General features: G+C 61.3%; 22 protein-coding genes. 9 read left to right on the top strand and 13 right to left on the bottom strand.

Annotation, left to right across the window (positions count from 1 at the left end; genetic code table 11):
* Window positions 1-15: 15 nt before the first annotated feature.
* Window positions 16-1,719, bottom strand: coding sequence for a M28 family metallopeptidase (locus tag B0E50_RS06610; RefSeq protein WP_077440399.1), 1,704 nt, complete (start codon window positions 1,717-1,719; stop codon window positions 16-18).
* Between the two features lie 220 nt (window positions 1,720-1,939).
* Here B0E50_RS06610 and B0E50_RS06615 point away from each other — a divergent pair, with 220 nt between their 5' ends.
* On the top strand, window positions 1,940-2,410 hold the full coding sequence (locus tag B0E50_RS06615) for a cupin domain-containing protein (RefSeq protein ID WP_077440400.1): 471 nt from the start codon (window positions 1,940-1,942) through the stop codon (window positions 2,408-2,410).
* A gap of 36 nt (window positions 2,411-2,446) precedes the next feature.
* Here the strand turns inward: B0E50_RS06615 and B0E50_RS06620 are convergent, their stop codons facing one another.
* The 7 genes from B0E50_RS06620 to B0E50_RS06650 form a co-directional block, all read right to left on the bottom strand.
* Window positions 2,447-4,234 carry a GGDEF domain-containing protein gene (locus tag B0E50_RS06620; protein WP_077440401.1) on the bottom strand — a complete coding sequence of 596 codons (1,788 nt, stop codon included), beginning with the start codon at window positions 4,232-4,234 and terminating at the stop codon, window positions 2,447-2,449.
* 24 nt (window positions 4,235-4,258) lie between these two features.
* Window positions 4,259-4,540 carry a hypothetical protein gene (locus tag B0E50_RS06625; protein ID WP_077440402.1) on the bottom strand — a complete coding sequence of 94 codons (282 nt, stop codon included), beginning with the start codon at window positions 4,538-4,540 and terminating at the stop codon, window positions 4,259-4,261.
* Between the two features lie 288 nt (window positions 4,541-4,828).
* Window positions 4,829-6,616 carry a GGDEF domain-containing protein gene (locus B0E50_RS06630; protein ID WP_077440403.1) on the bottom strand — a complete coding sequence of 596 codons (1,788 nt, stop codon included), beginning with the start codon at window positions 6,614-6,616 and terminating at the stop codon, window positions 4,829-4,831.
* Between the two features lie 44 nt (window positions 6,617-6,660).
* Complete coding sequence (locus B0E50_RS06635; protein ID WP_077440404.1) at window positions 6,661-6,966, bottom strand: hypothetical protein; 306 nt, start codon at window positions 6,964-6,966, stop codon at window positions 6,661-6,663.
* A 104-nt stretch (window positions 6,967-7,070) separates the two neighbouring features.
* Window positions 7,071-7,901: an SAM-dependent methyltransferase gene (locus B0E50_RS06640; RefSeq protein ID WP_077440405.1), complete on the bottom strand. Its 831-nt coding sequence runs from the start codon at window positions 7,899-7,901 to the stop codon at window positions 7,071-7,073.
* A 201-nt stretch (window positions 7,902-8,102) separates the two neighbouring features.
* Entirely contained in the window at window positions 8,103-8,693 is a 591-nt protein-coding gene (gene thpR, locus B0E50_RS06645) for an RNA 2',3'-cyclic phosphodiesterase (protein WP_139350773.1), read from the bottom strand.
* A gap of 201 nt (window positions 8,694-8,894) precedes the next feature.
* A complete protein-coding gene (locus B0E50_RS06650) occupies window positions 8,895-9,725 on the bottom strand; it encodes a DUF3014 domain-containing protein (RefSeq protein ID WP_077440573.1) in 831 nt (276 codons plus the stop codon).
* 152 nt (window positions 9,726-9,877) lie between these two features.
* Between B0E50_RS06650 and B0E50_RS06655 the strand changes: the two genes are divergently transcribed.
* Window positions 9,878-10,183, top strand: a complete 306-nt coding sequence (locus B0E50_RS06655) for a hypothetical protein (protein WP_077440574.1) — start codon at window positions 9,878-9,880, stop codon at window positions 10,181-10,183.
* A 138-nt stretch (window positions 10,184-10,321) separates the two neighbouring features.
* Here B0E50_RS06655 and B0E50_RS06660 read toward each other — a convergent pair whose 3' ends face one another.
* The 3 genes from B0E50_RS06660 to B0E50_RS06670 all read right to left on the bottom strand — a co-directional run bounded on the left by B0E50_RS06660 (window position 10,322) and on the right by B0E50_RS06670 (window position 12,372).
* Entirely contained in the window at window positions 10,322-11,083 is a 762-nt protein-coding gene (locus B0E50_RS06660; RefSeq protein WP_077440407.1) for an ABC transporter permease, read from the bottom strand.
* Window positions 11,080-12,006, bottom strand: coding sequence for an ABC transporter ATP-binding protein (locus B0E50_RS06665; RefSeq protein ID WP_077440408.1), 927 nt, complete (start codon window positions 12,004-12,006; stop codon window positions 11,080-11,082). The genes B0E50_RS06660 and B0E50_RS06665 overlap by 4 nt, the downstream gene beginning before the upstream one ends.
* 177 nt (window positions 12,007-12,183) lie before the next feature.
* Window positions 12,184-12,372, bottom strand: a complete 189-nt coding sequence (locus B0E50_RS06670) for a CsbD family protein (protein WP_077440409.1) — start codon at window positions 12,370-12,372, stop codon at window positions 12,184-12,186.
* A 341-nt stretch (window positions 12,373-12,713) separates the two neighbouring features.
* Here B0E50_RS06670 and B0E50_RS06675 point away from each other — a divergent pair, with 341 nt between their 5' ends.
* The 5 genes from B0E50_RS06675 to B0E50_RS06695 all read left to right on the top strand — a co-directional run bounded on the left by B0E50_RS06675 (window position 12,714) and on the right by B0E50_RS06695 (window position 17,580).
* Entirely contained in the window at window positions 12,714-14,303 is a 1,590-nt protein-coding gene (locus tag B0E50_RS06675) for a phospholipase D family protein (protein WP_077440410.1), read from the top strand.
* Window positions 14,304-14,556: 253 nt separating this feature from the next.
* On the top strand, window positions 14,557-15,327 hold the full coding sequence (locus B0E50_RS06680) for a TIGR00266 family protein (RefSeq protein ID WP_077440411.1): 771 nt from the start codon (window positions 14,557-14,559) through the stop codon (window positions 15,325-15,327).
* Between the two features lie 205 nt (window positions 15,328-15,532).
* Window positions 15,533-16,189, top strand: coding sequence for a PadR family transcriptional regulator (locus tag B0E50_RS06685; RefSeq protein ID WP_254427198.1), 657 nt, complete (start codon window positions 15,533-15,535; stop codon window positions 16,187-16,189).
* Entirely contained in the window at window positions 16,182-16,670 is a 489-nt protein-coding gene (locus tag B0E50_RS06690) for a transcriptional repressor (RefSeq protein ID WP_077440412.1), read from the top strand. The genes B0E50_RS06685 and B0E50_RS06690 overlap by 8 nt, the downstream gene beginning before the upstream one ends.
* Window positions 16,671-16,785: 115 nt before the next feature.
* Window positions 16,786-17,580 (top strand): siderophore-interacting protein, encoded by a 795-nt coding sequence (locus tag B0E50_RS06695; RefSeq protein ID WP_077440413.1) that lies wholly within the window; start codon window positions 16,786-16,788, stop codon window positions 17,578-17,580.
* 67 nt (window positions 17,581-17,647) lie between these two features.
* Here B0E50_RS06695 and B0E50_RS06700 read toward each other — a convergent pair whose 3' ends face one another.
* On the bottom strand, window positions 17,648-18,775 hold the full coding sequence (locus B0E50_RS06700; protein ID WP_168170825.1) for an FAD-dependent monooxygenase: 1,128 nt from the start codon (window positions 18,773-18,775) through the stop codon (window positions 17,648-17,650).
* A gap of 141 nt (window positions 18,776-18,916) precedes the next feature.
* On the opposite strand from B0E50_RS06700, the gene B0E50_RS06705 reads away from it, so the two are divergent.
* Window positions 18,917-19,384 carry a MarR family transcriptional regulator gene (locus B0E50_RS06705; RefSeq protein ID WP_077440415.1) on the top strand — a complete coding sequence of 156 codons (468 nt, stop codon included), beginning with the start codon at window positions 18,917-18,919 and terminating at the stop codon, window positions 19,382-19,384.
* 85 nt (window positions 19,385-19,469) lie between these two features.
* The gene (locus B0E50_RS06710; protein ID WP_077440416.1) at window positions 19,470-19,895 is read left to right on the top strand and encodes an organic hydroperoxide resistance protein; all 426 of its coding nucleotides are present in this window, start codon (window positions 19,470-19,472) and stop codon (window positions 19,893-19,895) included.
* A 73-nt stretch (window positions 19,896-19,968) separates the two neighbouring features.
* On the opposite strand, the gene B0E50_RS06715 is transcribed toward B0E50_RS06710, so the two are convergent.
* Complete coding sequence (locus B0E50_RS06715; RefSeq protein WP_077440417.1) at window positions 19,969-20,499, bottom strand: PepSY domain-containing protein; 531 nt, start codon at window positions 20,497-20,499, stop codon at window positions 19,969-19,971.
* Window positions 20,500-20,767: the final 268 nt, after the last annotated feature.

Genomic DNA, 20,767 nt, shown 5'->3' on the forward strand with positions numbered 1-20,767 from the left:
AGCCGACGCCATCCATCATTTCGTTGCGTTGGCCTTGTCGTGCGGCATCATCGCCTCGCGCTTGGCGCGGAACGGGCTGTCGGGATACCACGCCGGCCACACACCGACCTGGCTCAGGTGCTGGCCCAGTTCATACAGCGCCTGGGTATCCTCGAGGATGCCGGAGTAATCCCAGTCCGGATTGAAGACATCATTCGGCGTGTGATAGTGATGCGCCGTATAGTCATCCGCTGCCTTTTGTCCCGCCGCCTTGCCGCCATCGAGCAGATCAAGACCCGAGCTGGCCAGCATCGCCGGCACACCGGCCTTGGCGAAGCTGAAATGATCGGAGCGGAAGTAGAAGCCGTTCTCCGGCGTGGTTTCCGGTGAAGTCACCCGGCCCTGCGTCTTCAGCACCTCGGCGAGCATGTCCTCCAGTTGCGACTGGCCCATTCCGATCACCGTCATGTCACGGGCGCGACCGATGATCGGCAGTGCGTCGACCGCGATATCGGCCACTGTCTTGTCCAGCGGGAACACCGGCTTGGCCGCGTAATACTGCGAACCGAGCAGGCCCGACTCCTCCATCGTCGGCATGAAGAACAGCACGCTGCGCGGTGGCGGCGTCTGTTGGTGGGCGAACGCATCGGCCAGTTCCAGCAGCATGGTCAGACCAGTGCCATTGTCGATCGCGCCGCTGAAGACCTGATGTCCCTTGCGTGTGGGATCGGTGCCGAGGTGATCCCAGTGCGCGGTGAAGATCACCGCCTCGTCGGGCTTGGTGCTGCCCTTGACCATCGCCACCACATTCTTCGATTCGAGATGGCCGATCTTGTTGCTCAGGCTGATCGAGGCGGTGGCATCCAGCGGCACCGGCTTGAAGCCCGGCTTCGCCGCTGCCTTTTCCAGCTGACCGAAGTCGAGGCCGGCATCGGCGAACAATCGCGTGGCGGCAGCGCGGGTCAGCCAGCCGGCCACCGGCAGCCGCGGCGACGGATCGACGCTGGCAGGCAGGCTCAACTGCGGCCCGCTGCCACTGTTCTGCAGCACGCTGAACGGATAGCCGGCAGCCGCATCGCTGGTATGCACGATGAAGCATGCAGCCGCGCCTTTCAGTGCCGCCTCCGCATACTTGTAGGTCCAGCGGCCGTAGTAGGTCATCGCGCGGCCGTTGAACAGTTTCGGATCGCCGGTGGCAAAGCCTGGATCGTTGACCAGCACGATCACCGTCTTGCCCTTCACGTCGACGCCCTGGTAATCGTTCCAGTGCCAGTTCGGCGCATCGACTCCATAGCCCAGGAACACCACGGGTGAGTTCTTCAGGTCGACCTGGGGCTTTGCCTGCAGCGTCTCGGCCATCATGTCGGTGTGGTAGGCGAACTTCGCCGACTTGCCGTGCGCGGTGATATCCAGCGTCACATCCGTATTCAGCAGCTGGGTTGAGTCCGCCGGCACCGCCTGATACCAGGAGCCGTGGTTGCCCGGTTGCAGGCCCATTCGCTTGAACTGCTCGACCAGCCAGTCGGTGGTGCGCTGGCCGCCGATCGTGCCGGGCTTGCGCCCGCCGAACGCATCCGAGCTGAGCGTCTTGTCGAACTGCGCGAAGTCCGCGGCGTTGATTTGCGGTGCCAGCGCGACCTCGCGCGTCGATGGGCCGGCGGAAGCTGGCGGAGTCGCTGCCATCAGCGAGCTGACGCCCGTGCCCAAGGCAATCAGAAGAGCAATGGTCGTGGCGCGCATCGGGAGACTCCAGTGCCGGGGACAAGCCACTGTTTTAACGCGACCATCCATCGCTGTCCATGCTGCTGGCACTCATGCACCGTGCGAACCGACCTGCGCCCATGCCGACAACCATGGGCAAACCGTCCCATGCAGGCAAAATTGTCGCTGGCAGCAACTGTCGTACGATGGCTCTGCACCGACGACGGCATCGTATCCACCACCCGCAGCGAGGAGTCCCATGCCAAGAATTGATATCGACTCTGTCCCCGAGCGCACGGGCTCGGGATATCCGGCACCGTTTGCGCAGTTGGCCGGTGCACGCATCAAGCAGGCGCTGGGCAATGCCGGCGGCCTTGCCGATTTCGGCGTCAACCTCACCCGGTTGCCGTCAGGCGCGTGGTCGAGCCAGCGGCACTGGCATACCCACGAGGACGAATTCGTCTACGTGCTGTCGGGCGAACTCACGCTGATCACCGATGCCGGCGAACAGACGCTGCGCGCGAATGACTGCGCGGCGTTTCCCAAGGCCGTGGCCGATGGCCACCACCTGATCAACCGCGGCACGGAAACCGCCGTCTATCTGGAAATAGGCTCGCGCTGCGAGAACGACAGCTGCAACTATCCCGACATCGACCTGCATTGGGATCCGCAGGCAGGCTATACGCACAGGGATGGCACGCCCTATCCCAAGCCACCCGGCAAGACATGAAACCATCAGGCCACAGACGCTGACTGCCTGCGCAAATCAGCCTGCCTGTGCGTAGGCTTCCCGCGTTTCGCTGCAGCTGGCACTCACCCGATTGCGTCCTTCGCGTTTGGCCCGGTAGAGCGCCTCGTCGGCATGGATCAGCAACTGGCGTAACTCATAACCGGAGTGCACCACGCTGGAAACGCCGAAGCTGGCGGAAACCGGAATGCCGGGAGCATCTTCGCCTGCGGCAGCAGTGGCGATCGCCAAGCGGATCTGCTCGGCACGGCCGAGAACCTGTTCCAGCGTGTACTCCGGCAACAGGATGCCAAACTCCTCACCGCCGAGACGACCGAAGATATCGGTCGAACGCAGATGGGCCTTGCATGCCTCGACGGCACGCTGCAGCACGCGATCGCCTACGGCATGGCCATGGGTGTCGTTGACGGTCTTGAAATGGTCCAGATCGATCAGCACCAGGCAGGCGCCCCGTGACGATTTCCGGCAGTACTGCAGTTGCAGTCCAGCCTCGTTGAGGAAGTGCTGCCGGTTGAAGATGCCGGTAAGGCCGTCGCGCCGGGCCAGCTTCATGAAGCGCAACTGCGAACGCTTGATCTTGTAGGTCCACAGAGCGATCGAGGCCAGCACCAGCACCAACAGGGCGATATACAGCCGACTGGCAACCGCCGCCTTTTTGGCCAGCTTCTGCTGCAGCTGGAGTATCTCGTTCTGCTTGTTCAGCGTGTCGATCTGAAGCTTCTTCGCCTGTACCTGCTGCTCGACGGCCTGATACGCCAACGCCTTCGCGCTCACCTCGTTCAAGTAGCCCTTGTCGGCGGCCATGTATTTTTCGTGATAGCTCAGCGCAGCGTCCAGGTCACCCTGCTTCTTCGCGATCAGGTACAGCAATTCATAGGCGCTGGTCTGCGACTTGGTGAACTCGTGCTTGACCCCGCCATCAACAGCGGCATGGGCATACTGTTGCGCCAGCGCAATCTCGCCCTCATTCCAATATGCCTGCGCCAGCGAGGCATCAAACTGCGAGGTCAGCTCCGGGTAGCCGATGTGTTGAACGTCGGCGTAGTTCTTCTGCAAAAGCTTGATCGCCGCGGCTGATTGGCCATGCTGAATGTCGGAACCCGCCACATAGGCACGTATCAAATTGCCGAAGAGGAAGTCCGATGCCTTGTTGCAAGCATCAATACCTTCACTGGACTCCTTCTCGAATGTCGAGAACTTCCCGCTTTCATAGATCGATTGAACCCGGAGAAACCTGCCTTTGCAGTCACCTCTACCATCAGGGTTTTCTCGAAGCATCTTATTCGCGTAGTTCAAGCCAAGATCATATTGGCCCGCTTCGTTGTACAGCGTCCCCGCCACACCCAAAGCCTGTATCCGGGCATCCTTGTCGACAATCTGTGGCAACTGATCCAGCAGCTGGCGCATCCGCGCAAAGGCATCCTCGTAGTGGGATCCGATCACAAGAGTGTTCACCAAGGTCAACCCCGCGCGAAATCGCAAGATGGCATCCGTGGGCTCCGCAATGATCGCGTTCAGCAGTGGAGTAGCGGCTTCGTAATCGCCTTGATAACAGACTTCCCATGCCTGAAGAAAGTGCAGGTACATTCGTTGAGATGGAGAAAGTTTTGCCGCCGTGCCGGCGAGCCGACTTATAAGTTGCAAGAACTCAGCATGATTCGACGTCTTGACGCTATCCGCCTGCTTGAGCAGTTGCGCGGAATCATCTGATGCGGGCACGGCCGCAACGGCCGTGCCCGTCAGCATTGCCATGAGCAATAGGCCGCCGGCAAAGCCTGCCCAGCACTGTCTGCTCGATAAGAACATCAACTAGTCCATCCGGATCACGACTTAAAACCCGCTGTGCTCGGAGGCCTCACCTGGCTCCTTTGAGGGAGTCTCCTCGTCCTCGTCGCCTTCCTCTTCATCCTCATTGCCCGGGAAAAGAGCACTGCAGACAGTAACCTGTCCCAGCAATGTTTCCAGCCGTGCTTGATCTTTTGCGAGAATCGTCGCCTGCAACTCCGGAGCAATCTCTGCGCTGCTCAACGCCAGTTCCACTTCGTCCTGCGACGCATGACGCAACTGCGCGTCCTGCCCCACCCGTTCCAGAAAATCGATGACATCGATCATTGCCTGCCCCCTGACAGTTGGTTGTTTTGAAACGCACTGCGATGGTCAATGATTTGACCATATACGTTCGACCAAGGCCCCTGGCCCCCTCGGATATGTCGAATTGTGGCATATCATGGGTGCCTGCCGGTGGCAGCGTCATATTTCCAGCATTGCCGCCAACGATCGCCGGGCCGGTCATCCCGCCATGCTCTTTCCGAAGCCCTAGGCCGTTTGTTTCACCAGGGCAGCGCCTGGAAATCGAATGGCGGCGGCGAACGCCAACAGCCCGACCGGAAATTCAGCCCGTCAGGCACATGCCGGATCGCCGACCACGCTGACCCGGTTGCGCCCTTCGCGCTTGGCCCGGTACAGCGCCTCGTCGGCATCGATCAGCAGCTGACGCAGTTCGTAACCGGAATGCGCCACGCTGGAAACGCCGAAGCTGGCGGAAATCGGGATGCCGGGAGCGTCTTCGCCGGCAGCCGTGGTCGCAATCGCCAGCCGGATCTGCTCGGCGCGAACGAGTACCTGCTCCAACGTGCACTCGGCCAGCAGGATGCCGAACTCCTCGCCGCCGAGGCGGCCGAAGATGTCGGTCGAACGCAGGTAGGTCTTGCAGGCCTCGACGGCACGCTGCAGCACGCGATCGCCCACCGCATGGCCATGGGTGTCGTTGACGGCCTTGAAATGGTCCAGATCGATCAGCACCAGAGAAGCATCGCGTGACGATTTGCGGCAGTACTGCAACAGCAACTCGGCCTCGTTGACAAAATGCTGCCGGTTGAAGATGCCGGTGAGGCCATCGCGTCGGGCCAGTTTCATGAAGCGCAATTGCGAGCGCTTGATCCTGTAGGTCCACAGCGCGATCGTCGCCAGCACCATCAGCAGCAGGACGATATACAAACGACTGGCTTCCACGGCTTTTTTGTTGAGTTTCTGCTGCAGCGTGAGGATCTGGTTCTGCTTGTTCAGCGTGTCGATCTGCAGTTTTTTCGCCAGCACCTGCTGATTGACGGTCTGATAGGCGAGCGCCTTGGTGCTGACATCAGTCAGATAGCCCTTGTCGGCCGCCATGTATTTTTCAAGATAAGCGAGCGCCGCATCCAAGTCCCCTTGCTTTTTCTCAGCCTGATACAAAACCTGATAAGCACCCGCTGTCGTCGCGAGATATACACCACCGAAACCCTTGTTGGTTTCTATGACGCGAAGTGCATACGACATCGCTGACTTGGTATCGCCAGTTTTCCAATAAGCCTGCGCCAGCAATTCGTCCACATCGGAAACGAGTGGCGGAAAGTGCTTGCGCTGAACTTCGGCATAGCTGTTTTGAAGCAGACTGATGGCTTCAGCAGGACTCCCGCGTTGCATGTCGAACTTCGCGACAACCGTTTTGAACATGTCCGCAATCAGGACATTGCCAGCGCGGCCACAGGCAGCCTTGCCGTCATTGACTTGCTCACCCACGGCCTGCAGCTGCCCTGTTTGAAGAAGCGGGCCAAGCTTGTCAAACCAACCGATGCAAGCCGCCTTCGGGCTATCGCTTTCCTTGATCAACAACTCCGCATAACTGACGGCCAAATCGTATTGCCCTGCCTCGAAGTACAATTGCGACGCCGCACCAAGAATCTGTATGCGAACTGCCGTTTCCGTTATCTGCGGAAGTTTTTCAAGAAGCGCGCTCAATAGTCCGAACGCCTCCCCATATCGAGATTGCGTTAGCAACAAATCTACTTCCGTTGCACCAGCCCGAATCGAGAGAACGGGATCCACTGACTGATTCACGATCGTCTGCATCAATGGAATGGCCGCCTTGAAATCCCCGCGGAAGGCGACCTCACGTGCATCAAGATAGCGCCGATGCAGCTCCTGCTGCTGCGAAAACTTCAACTTGCTGTCATCAAGCCGCCGCATGAGTGCCGAGAACGCACTGGGATCAGACGACTCCAGGCCATCAGCCTGCTTGAGGAGTTTCGCAGGTTCTTCGGGCACAGGCGCGGGTCGCAGTTCGTCCGCGACAGCCACCCCCGCCACTGGAAGCAACGCGACTGCCAACACGGTGCAATGCAGCCAGGGCTTTTTACCCGGCCAAGACATTTACACAGCCACCAACATCCGTGTGACAACCTCGACTATCAAGGTCATTTTTTCGGCCTCTTAGACGGGCTTTCCTTGACGTTGCCTTTGTCGTCCTTGTCGCCTTTGCCTTTGTCGTCCTTTTTCTTTTTTTCCTCGCCCTCATCTTCCTTGCCAGGATCGATATAGCAGCAGTAAGGCCCCTTCCCCAGCATCACTCCAAGCGCTTGTGCATCCTTTGCAAGAATGATATCGCGCAGCTTCACATCCATAGGCTGCCCCGCCAGAGCGGCGGCGACATTCTCCGAAGAAGCGTAACGCAGCTGCGCGTCCTGCCCCACGCTTTCAAGAAAATCGATGACGTCGAACATTTGATGATCCCCTTGTGCCGATTGTTGACACCCACTCACTTGCTTCGTGCAACGATCCAGAACTTCCTCAAAACGTCGATACCCTCGCGGCGTGACACGCTGCGTCAAGCTTTACAACTGGCATCACGAACGGTATCAGACAATCCTCGGTCCAGCACATCCAGCCGCTTCCTCATCTCATGATTCACCTGCAAGGCCCGTGCGGGCGGGACCACCACCGTATCGGCCATGTCAATTTCCGCCTGTGGCAGATCTCCCAGGTCCACTCGACCGATGCGGGCCTGCTGGATTGGCAGCGTCGCCGTGCGATAGATGATCAGCTCATGTTCCAGCGGGTAGTCACGCGCCAACACTTCGACCAGCAACTGGCGATAGGCCGCGCCGGTGCTGAAGCGCGCCAGCGACTGGTCACCGACGATGCCCACCTGCCACAGCACCAGATAGGCGGTCGGGTCGATCCGGCGCTGGTAGAACAGCAGCTGGCTGGCCTCGTAGTGCTGGCAGCCGAAGCGGCCCGGGTCGATGCCGAGATCCGCGTACAGGCAATCCTCGGCGGAAATGCCCGGCTCCATGTGCGCGGGGTAGCCCTCGCTGCGGGCCACCTCGATCGACTTGTGCGGCGCCCAAGCGAACACACCGGGATGGCCGTAGAACACCCCGCAGACCTTCTTGCCCGCACGCACCTCGGTAAGGATGGCATCGACCATCTGCCGGTAGGTCTGCATGCGCGACTTGCCCTCGCGGTAGTACGGCTGCAGGCTGCGCACGTCCGGATGCATCTTCTGCAACCACAATTCCACGATGCCGTCGGAGAGCCCGGCGAACACTACGTCGGACTGTTCGATATGGCTGCGCGCGAGCGGGCCGAGATGGGAGCCTAGTGTCATGCCCAGGCCGACACAGACCAGGCTGCCGGTGGAACTTGCTGCATTCATTCGTTTGCTTGCTCTTGAACTTACGAGAAGGTTGCGTTGCTGCATATGCACATCACCACCCGGCTATCGTCCCGAGTGATCGAGTCATTGCGATGAATCCCCTGCTACATGACTGACGCCCATGCTCCCTACGCAGTCGGCGTGATGACGTTATCCGCTAAGGCAAGACCAGGGCAAGCATTGCCAGTTCCACCCATCTGGCTAGCTGTCAGCCAAAGGCCAACGACCAAGGATCTGATACGCGCCCTGCCCGACCACGTGGTGGATCAGCGCAAACTCCGTCACCGGCCACGTCACGGGCTCGACGGCCAGCTCCTGCAACATCGCGCCGTGGCTGTAGGCCAGCGTGACATGCGGAGTGAAACTGCGTTCGAACCGCACGCCTTGCACCGCCAGTGCCAGCGATTTCCCCAGTGCCTGCCACAGTTGCTGCAGCGGCTCGCAAGTCTCTACGCCCTGCAGCACGCAGGGCGGTTCGCGACCACGGAAGCTGGTGGCGGTATCCAGTGTCCAGGTGAACAACATCGCACGCACTTTGTCGGCTGCAGCCACCGAGCCATCGACTAGACTTGGTCGCAGCGCGACATGATCGCCCAGGAAATGCAGGGTGGCGTGATAGCGGTCCGGGTGGATCCAGCGAGCGCGCAGATCGGGGCGTGCGGCCTTGAGCCCGACAGCGACAGCAGCCAGCCGCTCGCGGGTGGGTGCGTCGGGCATCAGCGCAAAGAACAGCCGATGTACTTCGGTCGAGGCGATGCCGCCAAGCAGATCGGACTGGTGGGTTTCGGGCATGGTTTGTCGAATGGGCATCCGCTTCTTTTAGCACGCAGGCCACATGGTCGTGCAAGCTCCCATTGCCATGCCCGAAGGCAAGCGGCCGCGGCTGCCACGCCGTCCTGCTCTCCCCGCAATCCGGCATGGAAGAGCATGGCGGATCGGGCCTTTCCTGCATCCGCGCAAGCCGAAACGTTCAGCCATGTCAGGCCTTCATGTTCACCCGGGCGGCAACTTCTTGCTGGTCAGCTGGCCACGGATCGCGCGCAGTTTCGCCTTGATCTTCGCATCATTGGCGGGCCCCACGCGAAGCAGCAGCCGCTGTCCGGCCGACAGCGATTCCAGCGAGGGATCGGCATAGACGTGGAACGGGCCAGACTGTGTCAATGCTGCCGGCTTAACCAGCGTGGGTGCAGCCAGCAGGTTGTCGATCACCACGATCAGCCGGTCGTTGAAATAACCTTTCGGATAACCCAGCTCGCGATACGCCTGCTGGAACAGCGGATAAACATGCACGTACCAGGCGACCAGCGCCTTTGGATCGACCCGATCCACGATCAGCATGTATGGCGCATAGCGCGCGGCGTTCTGTTCGCTGATCACGGTCTTTCCGTCGATCTCGGTAACGGTGAATGCGCCTTTCGGTGTGTGCAATGGCAACATGAGCGTACCGAGCGCGTGCCTTGGCAGCGTATCGATCGTCGCCACGATGCGCGCGATGACCTGCTGCGGCAGCAGCAGCGAGCGCAAGTCGCCACCGCCGGCCAGCGCAATGAGTGCCGCCGCCATGCTGGCGTCGCTGCCGTCCAGTGCCGGCAGCGCTGCGGTTGACGTGCTGGCGGGTGCGGCAGCCTGTGCGATCGGATGCTGGATCGACGAGGTCGCAGCACTGGTCGGAGCCGACGCCGGAGCGGCTGGCAACACCGGCGCGGTAGTCGGCACCGTGCCCGGATGCAGCGCCTTGTATGCCAGATACGCACCTGCCGCGATCACGGCCAGTACCACGACCACGGCACCGATCCAGCTTCCTGTTGATGTCTGTCTACTCATGCCCTGCTCTGTTTGGCGGTTCAGTGATGCGTTGGACTGGCCTGAGGTCAATTCGTTCATCCGTTGCCGGCAGCAGCATGAACATGGAGCGATCACCGCTATGCTGGCGGCAACCGCACCCGGATGGCCGGCAGGTCATCGAAGGCCTCCACATGAAAGTCCTGCTGGTCATTCTGCTGTTGGCAATGCCGTTCTATATCGCGTGGTACTACGCACGCATGAAATCCATGCTTGCCGCATGGGCGACGGCCAACCGGCTCACCATCCTCGAGACCCGCCGCGGATTCTTTCCACCGCTGCGGATGTTGCTGACCACGAGCCGGGAACAGGCTCTGATGCACGTCAGGGTCTACGACGAATCGACGCATCGCATCCGCAACGGCTGGCTGCGGCTGGGAAGCTACTGGTGGGGCCTGCTCGACGCCGATGCGATCGAGGTCCGATGGGAGGATGCATGAACCGCATCCGCATCGGAGCGGTCATCCCGCCTGGGCGCCCATGGCATGACTTCTTTCCGGACGCCACGCCACTGCTGTTTCATGCGCATGCCGCCCTGACCTGAGCTGGCTCAAGTTCTCGATTTCGCATCCGCAACCTCAGGCCTTCAACCGGTAGCCCGTGCGGAAGATGCACCAGACGATGGCCAGGCAGAGTGCGAGGAACACCAGGGTCATGCCCATGCTGATCTCCACGCCGACATCGGAGGCGCCGTAGAAGCTCCAGCGGAAGCCGCTGATCAGGTACACCACCGGATTGAAAAGCGTCACCTTCTGCCAGAACGGCGGCAGCATGTGGATCGAATAGAAGCTGCCGCCAAGAAAGGTCAGCGGCGTCACCACCAGCAACGGCACCAACTGCAGCTTCTCGAAGTTGTCCGCCCAGATACCGATGATGAAGCCGAACAGGCTGAAGGTCAGCGCGGTGAGCACCAGGAAGGCCAGCATCCACAGTGGATGCTCGATCTGGAACGACACAAACAATCGTGCAGTGGCCAGGATGATCAGGCCGAGGATGATCGACTTGCTCGCGGCCGCCCCGACATAGCCAGCCACGATCTCGATCGACGATACCGGCGCCGACAGGATCTCGTAGATCGTGCCGACGAATTTCGGGAAATAGATGCCGAACGACGCATTGGAGATGCTCTGCGTCAGCAGCGACAGCATGATCAACCCCGGCACGATGAAGGCGCCGTAGCTGACCCCGTTGATCGCGGTCATGCGCGAACCGATCGCGGCACCGAACACCACGAAGTACAGCGACGTTGAAATGACCGGCGACACGACGCTTTGCAGCAGGGTGCGCCGGGTGCGCGACATCTCGAAGCGGTAGATCGCGCGGATGGCGTGGATATTCATGCGCGCTCCCTCACCAGGCTGACGAAGATATCCTCCAGCGAACTCTGGCGGGTCTGCAGATCCTTGAAGTCGATGCCGGCCTCACCGAGCCGGCGAAGCAGCACGTCGATACCGGTATGCTCGCCCTGTGCGTCGAAGGTATAGACCAGCGCCTTGCCGTCGGCCGACAGCTCCAGCGGATAACCGGCGAGCGCCTCGGGAATGCCTGCCAGTGGACTCTGCAGATGCAGCGTGAGCTGCTTGCGGCCGAGTTTGTTCATCAGTTCCGCCTTGTCCTCGACCAGGATCAGCTCGCCCTTGTTGATCACGCCGATGCGGTCGGCCATTTCCTCGGCCTCCTCGATGTAGTGCGTGGTCAGGATGATGGTGACGCCGGTGGCGCGCAGCGACCGCACCATCGCCCACATGTCGCGCCGCAGTTCCACGTCGACGCCGGCGGTGGGCTCGTCGAGGAACAGGATCTGCGGCTCGTGCGACAACGCCTTGGCGATCATCACGCGGCGTTTCATGCCGCCGGACAGCGTGAGGATCTTGCTGTCCTTCTTGTTCCACAACGACAGTTCCTTCAGCACCTTCTCGATGTGCGCCGGGTTGGGCCCCTTGCCGAACAGGCCGCGGCTGAAGCTGACCGTGTTCCACACCGTCTCGAACGCATCGGTGGTCAGCTCTTGCGGCACCAGGCCGATCTTGGCGCGAGCCGCGCGGTAATCGCGCACCACGTCGTGGCCATCGGCCAGCACGTTGCCCTCACTGGGATTGACGATGCCGCAGATGATGCTGATCAGCGTGGTCTTGCCGGCGCCATTCGGGCCCAGCAGGGCGAAGATCTCGCCTTGGCGGATCTCGAGGTCGATCTGTTTCAGCGCGTGAAAACCGGAAGCGTAGGTCTTGCTGAGTTGCCTGACGGAAATGATCGGCTGCACGCAATGTCCTTGGAGGTACCGGCATGGGGAAAGCCGATGGTATGCCGGGCACAGGCGCAGAGCCAGCCCGTTGAAAGTTCCTGGTGTCCGGCAAATTGCCATCCGGGCAAGCAGACGGGCGCGCAACCAGTGTTGCGCGCCCGTCCGATTCTTTAACGACTAACGACTAAAGACCACTCAATGCTGGTGCTTGTTCGCGTCGCGCTGTTCGTCGGCGGCCTTGCCCACTTCCTTCTGGATCTTGCCGACGTTCTTTTCCAGCTTGCCGGCGACTTCCTTCGCCTTGTTGCCGGTAACCTTGCCGAGCACTTCCTTGGCCGTGCCCTTGATCTCGTGTTTGGTACCTTCGACGCGATTGTGATCCATTGTTGATCTCCGGGAAGATTGAGGCCTGCGGTATTGCAGACACGCTCAGGCTAGAAGCCACCCGGTCGACAGCCTGTGACCATGCTGTTGGAAGCATGTTGTGGCGAAGCTTGCCGTTCAGTCACGTGATGCGGTCGTCACACACAAGCTGCGTGGACGTGGCACATGTGGCAGACACGCCTGTATCTCGCACCACGTTCACATCATCGGGCACACATTGTGTTCATGCTCGAGTCCTTATCCAGCCGTCGGATGAGCGTTTGGCACATGCGCGTCCTTTGGAGATGCGCGCGACACACGACGGCAAGTCTGGATCACGGTTCGGGTCAGGGGGAGACGAAATGAGATATGGATTGCGACATACAGGCGTCATGGCTGTGCTGGCGGTCGTCGTGCTGCTACTCGGCGCGTGTTCGTCAATGCGCAGCGACTTCGTCAAGCGACCGTCGAAGGCATTGCCGCCGGCCACCGGCACGCCGAGCGGTCGCTATATCCACGCCGAGGTGGACCAGCATGTCGATCAGTCAGGCTTTCGCCTGCTCACGCTCAGCAACAACGCGTTGATGAGCCGCGTCGCGCTGGCCGACCACGCCCAGCATTCCATCGACCTGCAGTACTACATCTTCGACAACGACGCGACCGGTCGCTTGATCGCGCAACGCCTTCTGACGGCGGCTGATCGCGGCGTGCGCGTGCGCCTGCTGCTCGACGATATCAACGTGCACGATGAGATCGACATGCTGAATGCACTCAACGCACATCCGAACATCAAGGTCCGGTTGTTCAATCCGTTCCATACGCGCAATCCGTCGATGCTGTCCAAGACCACGCAATTCCTCCTTGACGCGCACCGGCTCAACCGGCGCATGCACAACAAGTCGTTCATCGTGGATGGCAACGTGGCGATCGTTGGCGGCCGCAACATCGGCGACGCCTATTTCGATGCCGGCAACGACACCAATTTCCGCGACCTGGACCTGATCGCGATCGGACCGGTGGTGAAAGAGGCATCGCACGCGTTCGACGAATACTGGAATTGCGATGCCGCTATTCCGGTGACCGCCTTCCACGGCAAGCGCGCCAGTCACTATGACCTAGCAAAATTGCGCGTGGACCTGACCCACGACGCACGTGCGTTTGCACAGTCGGACTACGCTCAGGCCACGCTGGACAAGCTTCCTGACGGCCCCTCCGGCGATCGCCCCGGCGCATGGTTCTGGGGAAACGCGACGCTGGTCGCCGACCAGCCGGCAAAAATCGATGCGGCCAGCGCCAAGGACGAGCATTCACTGCGCATCGGCCCGCAGATCAAGTCGATGATCGACCAGGCGCAGCACGATGTATTGCTGATATCGCCCTATTTCATCCCCGGCGACAAGGGCACTCAATATCTCACTGGCCTTGTCGCGCACGGAGTGGCCGTCAAGGTGCTGACCAACTCGCTCGCTTCCAACGACGAGGCGGTCGTGCATGCGGGCTATTCGCGCTATAGGCGCGCGTTGCTCGAAGGCGGCGTCGACCTTTACGAACTGCGGCCCGCTCCCGGTGTCGAACAGCCGGCGACCGCGAAAGGCACCTCCTCCGGTGTCAGCCTGCATGCCAAGGCGATCGTGGTGGACCAGCAGCAGGTATTCATCGGCTCGATGAACATGGATCCGCGCTCGAAACTGTTGAACACCGAAATGGGCATCATCGTCGACTCTCCGCCACTGGCGGTGGCTGTGACGCAGTTCTTCGATACCGCGACCCGGCCCACCAGCGCTTACCACGTGACGCTGACCGCACACGATTCTCCGCATGGTGGCCGGATGCAATGGCAAGACAGCAATGGCGGCAGGTTGGTGATCTACCACCACGACCCCGAAACCAGTGTGACCCGTCGACTGGAAGTGGGCCTGTTCAGGCTCATGCCGATCGAAGACATGCTTTGAGCAGCTGCTTTCCGCTCAATCCCGCTTCCCCAGCGAGCAGCACTGGCAGCCGATCAGGCGCCATGAACCTGATGACGGCTTTGTTGAAGGCGCATGTCGACCCCGCACCATACGGCATTCCGCGGCGGCCGCGGTTCAACGCCACCCCTCGAATCCGGTGCTACCTGCCTGCATCCTGAAGCGTAAGATCCGCAGGTCGCTCGTCGAAGAATCCGCTACCTGCCCTAACGGCCCACCACCAGGAAGACCCGCCATGCAGACTCGTATCCAGGGCACGACCATGCCCGTGCTCGAAGTGCAGCTTGATCCCGGCGAGAGTGTCTTCGCGGAAAGCGGGGAGCTTTCGTGGATGACGGCCTCGGTCCAGATGACCACGCATACCCAGATGGGTGGCGGTGGCGGCCTGCTCGGCGTATTCAAGCGCGCGGTAGGTGGCGGCAGTCTCTTCATGACCGAGTACCGTGCCATGCAGGCGCCCGGTGAAGTGGCTTTCGCCACCAAGGTGCCAGGTCATATCGTGCCGGTGCCGGTGGCTCCGGGCAGCGAATACATGGTGCATCGCCACGGGTTTCTATGCGCCACGCCGCAGGTCACCATCGGCGTGGGTTTTCAGCAATCGCTGGGTGCCGGCATCTTCGGCGGCGACGGTTTCCTGCTGCAGAAGGTCGGTGGCACAGGCACGGCGTGGCTGGAGTTGTCCGGCGAGCTGATCATGAAGAACCTGGCGCCCGGCGAAACCCTGCGGGTTCATCCCGGACATGTCGGGGCGTTCCAGGCTTCGGTTGCCTTCCAGATCACGACAGTTCCCGGCATCAAGAACGCGATCTTCGGCGGCGATGGCATTTTCCTGGCCGCGCTCACCGGCCCCGGCACGGTGTGGTTGCAGACGCTGCCGATCTCGCGCCTCGCCCATCAGATTGCCGAGTACATACCCCGCGGCGGCGCCCAGGCCACGTCTGTCGGCGTGGGTGGCGGACTGCTCGGCGGCATCGTGGGTTCGATATTGAGCGGCGACAATAACTGATCGTGAAAACCTAAGAAATATCAATAGCTAAAGAAGCATTCGGTTAACTTTTAACACAACCGGTACCCGCTGCATTTGATGCCTGCGGCGCGCATCGCGACCTCACTCTGCTCTCAAGGCTGTTGTTTTCGGCGAGGTCACGTATTGCTTTAGATAGCACTACGATATATCTTTAAGTTACTTCAACGATATATCGGAATTTGCCATGCGCATGCGCCAACTGTTTTCCCATGCCTTCCATCATCACCATCACGGCCATGCTTTCGGCCACGGCGATGGCCCTGACTCCCACGGACACCATGAACGCCATGCAGGGCCTTTCGGCGGCCGCCATGGTGGCGGCGACTTCTTCGGCGACTGGAGCGAGATGCGCGGTGGTGGCCGCCGCGGTGGTGGCCGCATGTTCGGCCACGGCGACCTCAAGCTGCTGCTGCTGGCGCTGATCGAGCAGCAGCCGCGCCACGGCTACGAACTGATCCGCATCATCGAGGACATGTTCCACGGCCAGTACACACCCAGCCCCGGCGCGATCTACCCCACCCTCACCATGCTGGAAGAACTCGGCTATGCAGAAGTGACCAACGAGCAAGGTGGCCGCAAGCTTTACGCGATCACCGACGCCGGCCGTGCCTATCTTGACGAGAATCGCGAAGCGGTGGACGCGGTCACCGCCCGTACGGAGCAAAGCGCCAGGATGGCAGCAAAGATGGCCATGCCGATGGCCGTGCACAAGGCGATGCATGCCATCAAGCATGCCATGCTGATGCGTGGCGGCGACTGGAACAAGGACGAGGCGAAACGCATAGCCGACATCCTGGAACGCGCTGCCAGCGCCATCGCCAGCGGCGAACGCCGTGACTGAGACAGGCAGCGATGCCCTGCCCGCATGGGAAGCGCGCTGCAAGTCGCATGGCCTGCTGATGACGGCACCGCGACGCGCCATCCTCACCGCGATGTTGCAGTCCGGCACACCCCGTGACGCCGTGACGTTGCTTCAGGCCGCACGCGAGCATCATTCCGCCACCAGCATTGGAACGGTCTATCGACTGCTGCGCGAGTTCGAGCAACACGGGCTGGTCCATGTGCAGGCGCAGGCACATGGCCGCTGCCGCTGGCGCCTGCGTGACCCATCGCAGCTTGCACCAGCACCGGCTCCCGGCAACGCCCGCATCATGCTGCGGCAGGTACGGCGCTTCCTGCGCGAGCTGGAAAGGCTCGGCTTTGCCGAAGCGCAAGCGCCACGGCAGACCAGCCTCGGCAAACTTGCAACACCCACTACCAACGATCCCGTCATCGGCCTGCTGCACGAGATCGCCGAACATTTCGGCTATCGACTCGCGTAATCACCTCATACCCACGCACAACAACAGCCATCGCCACCGCGTGCCCCTCCGCCATGCACGGAACGCGCAGAGCCTGTAGCCGGCGCCTTGTCCAGATACCCCGGAGAACATGTCGATGACATCCCATTCCCATCAGATGATTCGTCACACCGTCGTGCTGCGCACGCTTGATGTATTGCGCGTACAGCGCCTGACTCCGCACATGCAGCGCGTCGTCTTCGGCGGCACGGAACTGCGTGGCTTTGTCAGTGCCGCGCCAGACGACCATGTGAAGTTGTTCTTCCCGAACAGCACCGGCGGCATCGTGCCACCGGTGCTGGGCCCGAACGGCCCGACGTATCCGCCCGGCCGCGAGTACTCGCCGATGCGCGACTACACCCCGCGCTCTTACGACAGCGAACTCGGCGAATTGACGATCGACTTCGTGCTGCATGGCGATGGCCCCGCCGCCACCTGGGCAGCGCAAGCCACGCCGGGGCAGCAGATCGGTGCGGGCGGCCCACGTGGTTCCAATATCATCGCCGACGACTTCGACACCTATGTGCTGGTCGGCGACGAAACCGCCCTGCCCGCGATCGGCCGTCGGCTGGAGGAAATACCCGAGGGCACCCGCGTGGAAGTGCTGGTGGAAATCCCCCAGGCGGATGATCGCCAGCCGCTGCACTCACGCGCGCATGTCAACGTGCGCTGGCTGGAGCGCAGCGGAATCAGTGCCGATCAAAGCGAACTGCTGGAACAGGCATTGCGTGAATTGCCCACGCCTGCCGGCGACACTTTCTACTGGATCGCCACCGAATCGCGCCGCACCCGCAACATGCGCCTGTGGCTCAGTGAGGAACGTGGCGTGCCGAAGGACTGGATGAAGGCCAAGGGCTACTGGAAAGCCGGCGCAGACGGCGACGACGACTGAGTGAGCCGGGATATGCGCCTGATCGCACCGATCGACCGGCACCACCATGCACGAGTGACCACCAAGCTCAGAGTCGTGCCTGCAGCGGATGATCGAGGCCGGCCACGGTTTGCAGTATCTGTCGACGCACCACCGGCAACTTGATGGCTGCGGGGATCACGCTATCGCGCAGCCAGCGCAGCGCCGTGGGGCGGCCGCGCATCAGCCGGGTGAGCGCGGCTACACGATGCACCACCTGGCGATCGACCGAAAGGCGCAGTTCGGCATACTCCTGCATGCGCTCCAGTTTGCCGGCGATCGCATCGGCCGCACAGTCGGCAAACACCCAGGCATCCTCGATGCCGAGATTCATCCCGCGCGCGCCCAGCGGTGAATGGATGTGCGCTGCATCGCCACCCAGCGCCACCCGCCCCACGCTGAACTTGTCGGCCAGTCGGTGGGCAATGTGGAACTGCGATTGCCAGATGATCTCGCCCGGCACACCGCCACCCGGCAACTGCGCCAGCGGATCAGCGCCATTGCCGATCACGCGCCACACTCCGCCCTGCAGATGCATCTGGAACAGGAAGCCATCGGGCTGAAATCCGATGTGCGCGCGCTGCCGGTCCAGTGCGGTGCGCAATCGCAGATCCCACAATTGCCAAGGCTCAGGCAAGGCACTCCCTGCGAAATCGACGCCGAGCGCCTGCCGTACCGTGCTGCGTGCACCATCTGCACCGAACACCAGTGGGGCCTGCACCGTCTGCGTACTGCCGTCGACCTGCTGCAGGGTCAGCGTCACCTGCTGCTCGTCCTGCTGCAGTGCCTGCAGGCTCACACCGCGCTCCACCTGCACGCCTTTCGCCTGCAGTGCCTCCGTGAGCAGAGCCTCGGTGCGTGCCTGTGCCAGACCAATGGGCAGTTGTGATTTCAGTTCCCGCTGCAGGTCGACCGATGCCACTTCGCGGCCAGCACGATGCATCGTCACGCCCAACACCTCGTAACCCTCGGCGATGATGCGCGCTGCCACGCCGTATGCCCCGAGGATCTCCAGCGAACGTGGATTGACCAGCAGTGCCTTCGAGGTGCTGGTTGGCTGCGTCGCTGCATCGATGATGCGCACCGGCACACCGCGGCGGCTGAGAAACAGTGCAGCAGCCAACCCGGTAGGGCCAGCGCCGACGATCATCAAGGGCGTGCGGATGGCAGCAGACACGTGACAGGCCTCCCCCATGGCAGTGGATTAGCACGCTAACTCATGTTGTGTGTATGGGATGCATGGGTGGGCGGCCCCATAAGCCTGCTGCCCAATAAATATATCTTGCTATTTAATAGCGCGCTATGTACCATGCGTCGCATGAAGCCCGCAAACATCTCTCGGCCCGCTGTCCCGTTCGGCACACCCAGACTCGATGTGCAGCTGTGTTTCGCGCTGTATTCGGCCGGCCTGGCCATGAACAAGGTATATCGCAAACTGCTCAAGCCGCTGAAGATCACCTATCCGCAGTACCTGGTGATGATGGTGTTGTGGGAGGAGGAGAGCCTGAGTGTGTCGGAGATTGGTGCCCGACTTTTTCTGGATTCAGCCACCCTTACGCCACTACTCAAGCGGTTGGAAGCTGCCGGGTTCGTGGCTCGTCTCCGCTCCCGCGAAGACGAACGACACGTGGTCATCACGCTGACCGCCGCCGGCAAGGCCTTGCAGGCGAAAGCCGGCAAGGTGCAGGAGTCGGTGTTCTGCGCAACGCAATGCACACCGAGCGAACTGGGTCATCTGAAGAGCGAGCTGGAGGATCTGCGCCGAAGATTGTCAGACGGAACCTGACCCGCTTCATCTTCATTTGCCCATGAACATAGCGCACTACTGAATAGCCAACTATTTTTCACCCGACCCAGCCAAGGAGACACCCATGTCCATCGAAAAAGTTCTTTACCGCGCCAAGGCCACCGCCACCGGTGGTCGCGACGGTCGCGCCAGCTCATCCGACGGAATCCTCGATATCAAGCTGACCACGCCGAAGGAGCTTGGTGGTGCGGGCGGCGACGGCACCAATCCGGAGCAGCTGTTCGCAGCCGGCTACTCGGCCTGCTTCCTGGGTGCGATGAAATACGTCGCTGGCCAGCAGAAACTGCAGTTGCCGGCGGATACCCAGGTGACGGGCCAGGTAAGCATCGGCCCGATCCCGACCGGATTCGGCATCGAAGTCGAACTGAGCATCTCGATTCCCGGCCTGGCACGCGCGGACGCCGAGGCCCTGGTGCAGAAAGCACACATCGTGTGCCCCTACTCCAACGCGACCCGCAACAACATTGATGTCACCCTGACCGTGGTCTGACGCACGGCAACAGCCGATCGGTAACGGCGATCACGAACGGTCGCCGTCACCTTTCAGCGTACCCGGCACCCGCTCAAAACAGCAGGAGCAGCAACGGCACGAGAATACCGGCCGCCAGGACCGAGCTGACCAGCAGAGGTTTGCGGCTGAAGCGATAGGACATGTAGAGCCCGGTCAAAACGGAAATCAGCAGACCCAGCGACACCAGCGCGAAGAAAATCTTCATCGGCAGCAGGTTCTTCTTCGGTGGTTCGCCCGTGTTTCCGGCTGGCTGGCTCGGGATTGCAGTTACCCGCACGTCCGGTGCCGTATTCGGAGCGGACGACATCCTCGCCTGAGTCGCATCGGCGCTGGCCGCCGGCACAGCCGTTTCGGCCGGACGCGGGCGTCGCACCGGCATCACCGTGGTCTGCTTCTTGTGCAGCTGCGCCATGCTCGCCAGCCAGGCCGGTGGCTTGTAGCTGCTGCCACGTGTCGTCTCGTGCAGACTGAAGGTCTGCAGGCCGCCAGTGATCGCAAAGAACAACAGCATGGGGGCGGTGAACACGCCCAGGTAGAGATGAATGCTGCGGGCAGCCTTGAGGAACCGGTGTGCCGAGGACATAAAACCTGCGCGTCGAGGGAATCCCGCCAACTTTACCGAAGTTTCCTCGATATACCAATGATAATCAGTCGCATCTGAGGATGCGACCATCCGATGCCGGCGCCGCACGACTGGATCGCAACAACGAGAATTTCCCGGATTTCATCCATGATGATTCGCGCTAGGCTTCGAAGCGTCGTTGCCGCATCGGTCGCGTCACCTTTTCATGGCAGTCAATGAACCAACCGCTTTCTCCGACGGAACCGAACGCCACCCCTCCGCTGGCGAA

It is taken from the genome of Rhodanobacter sp. C01 (assembly GCF_002001045.1).
Lineage (GTDB): Bacteria > Pseudomonadota > Gammaproteobacteria > Xanthomonadales > Rhodanobacteraceae > Rhodanobacter.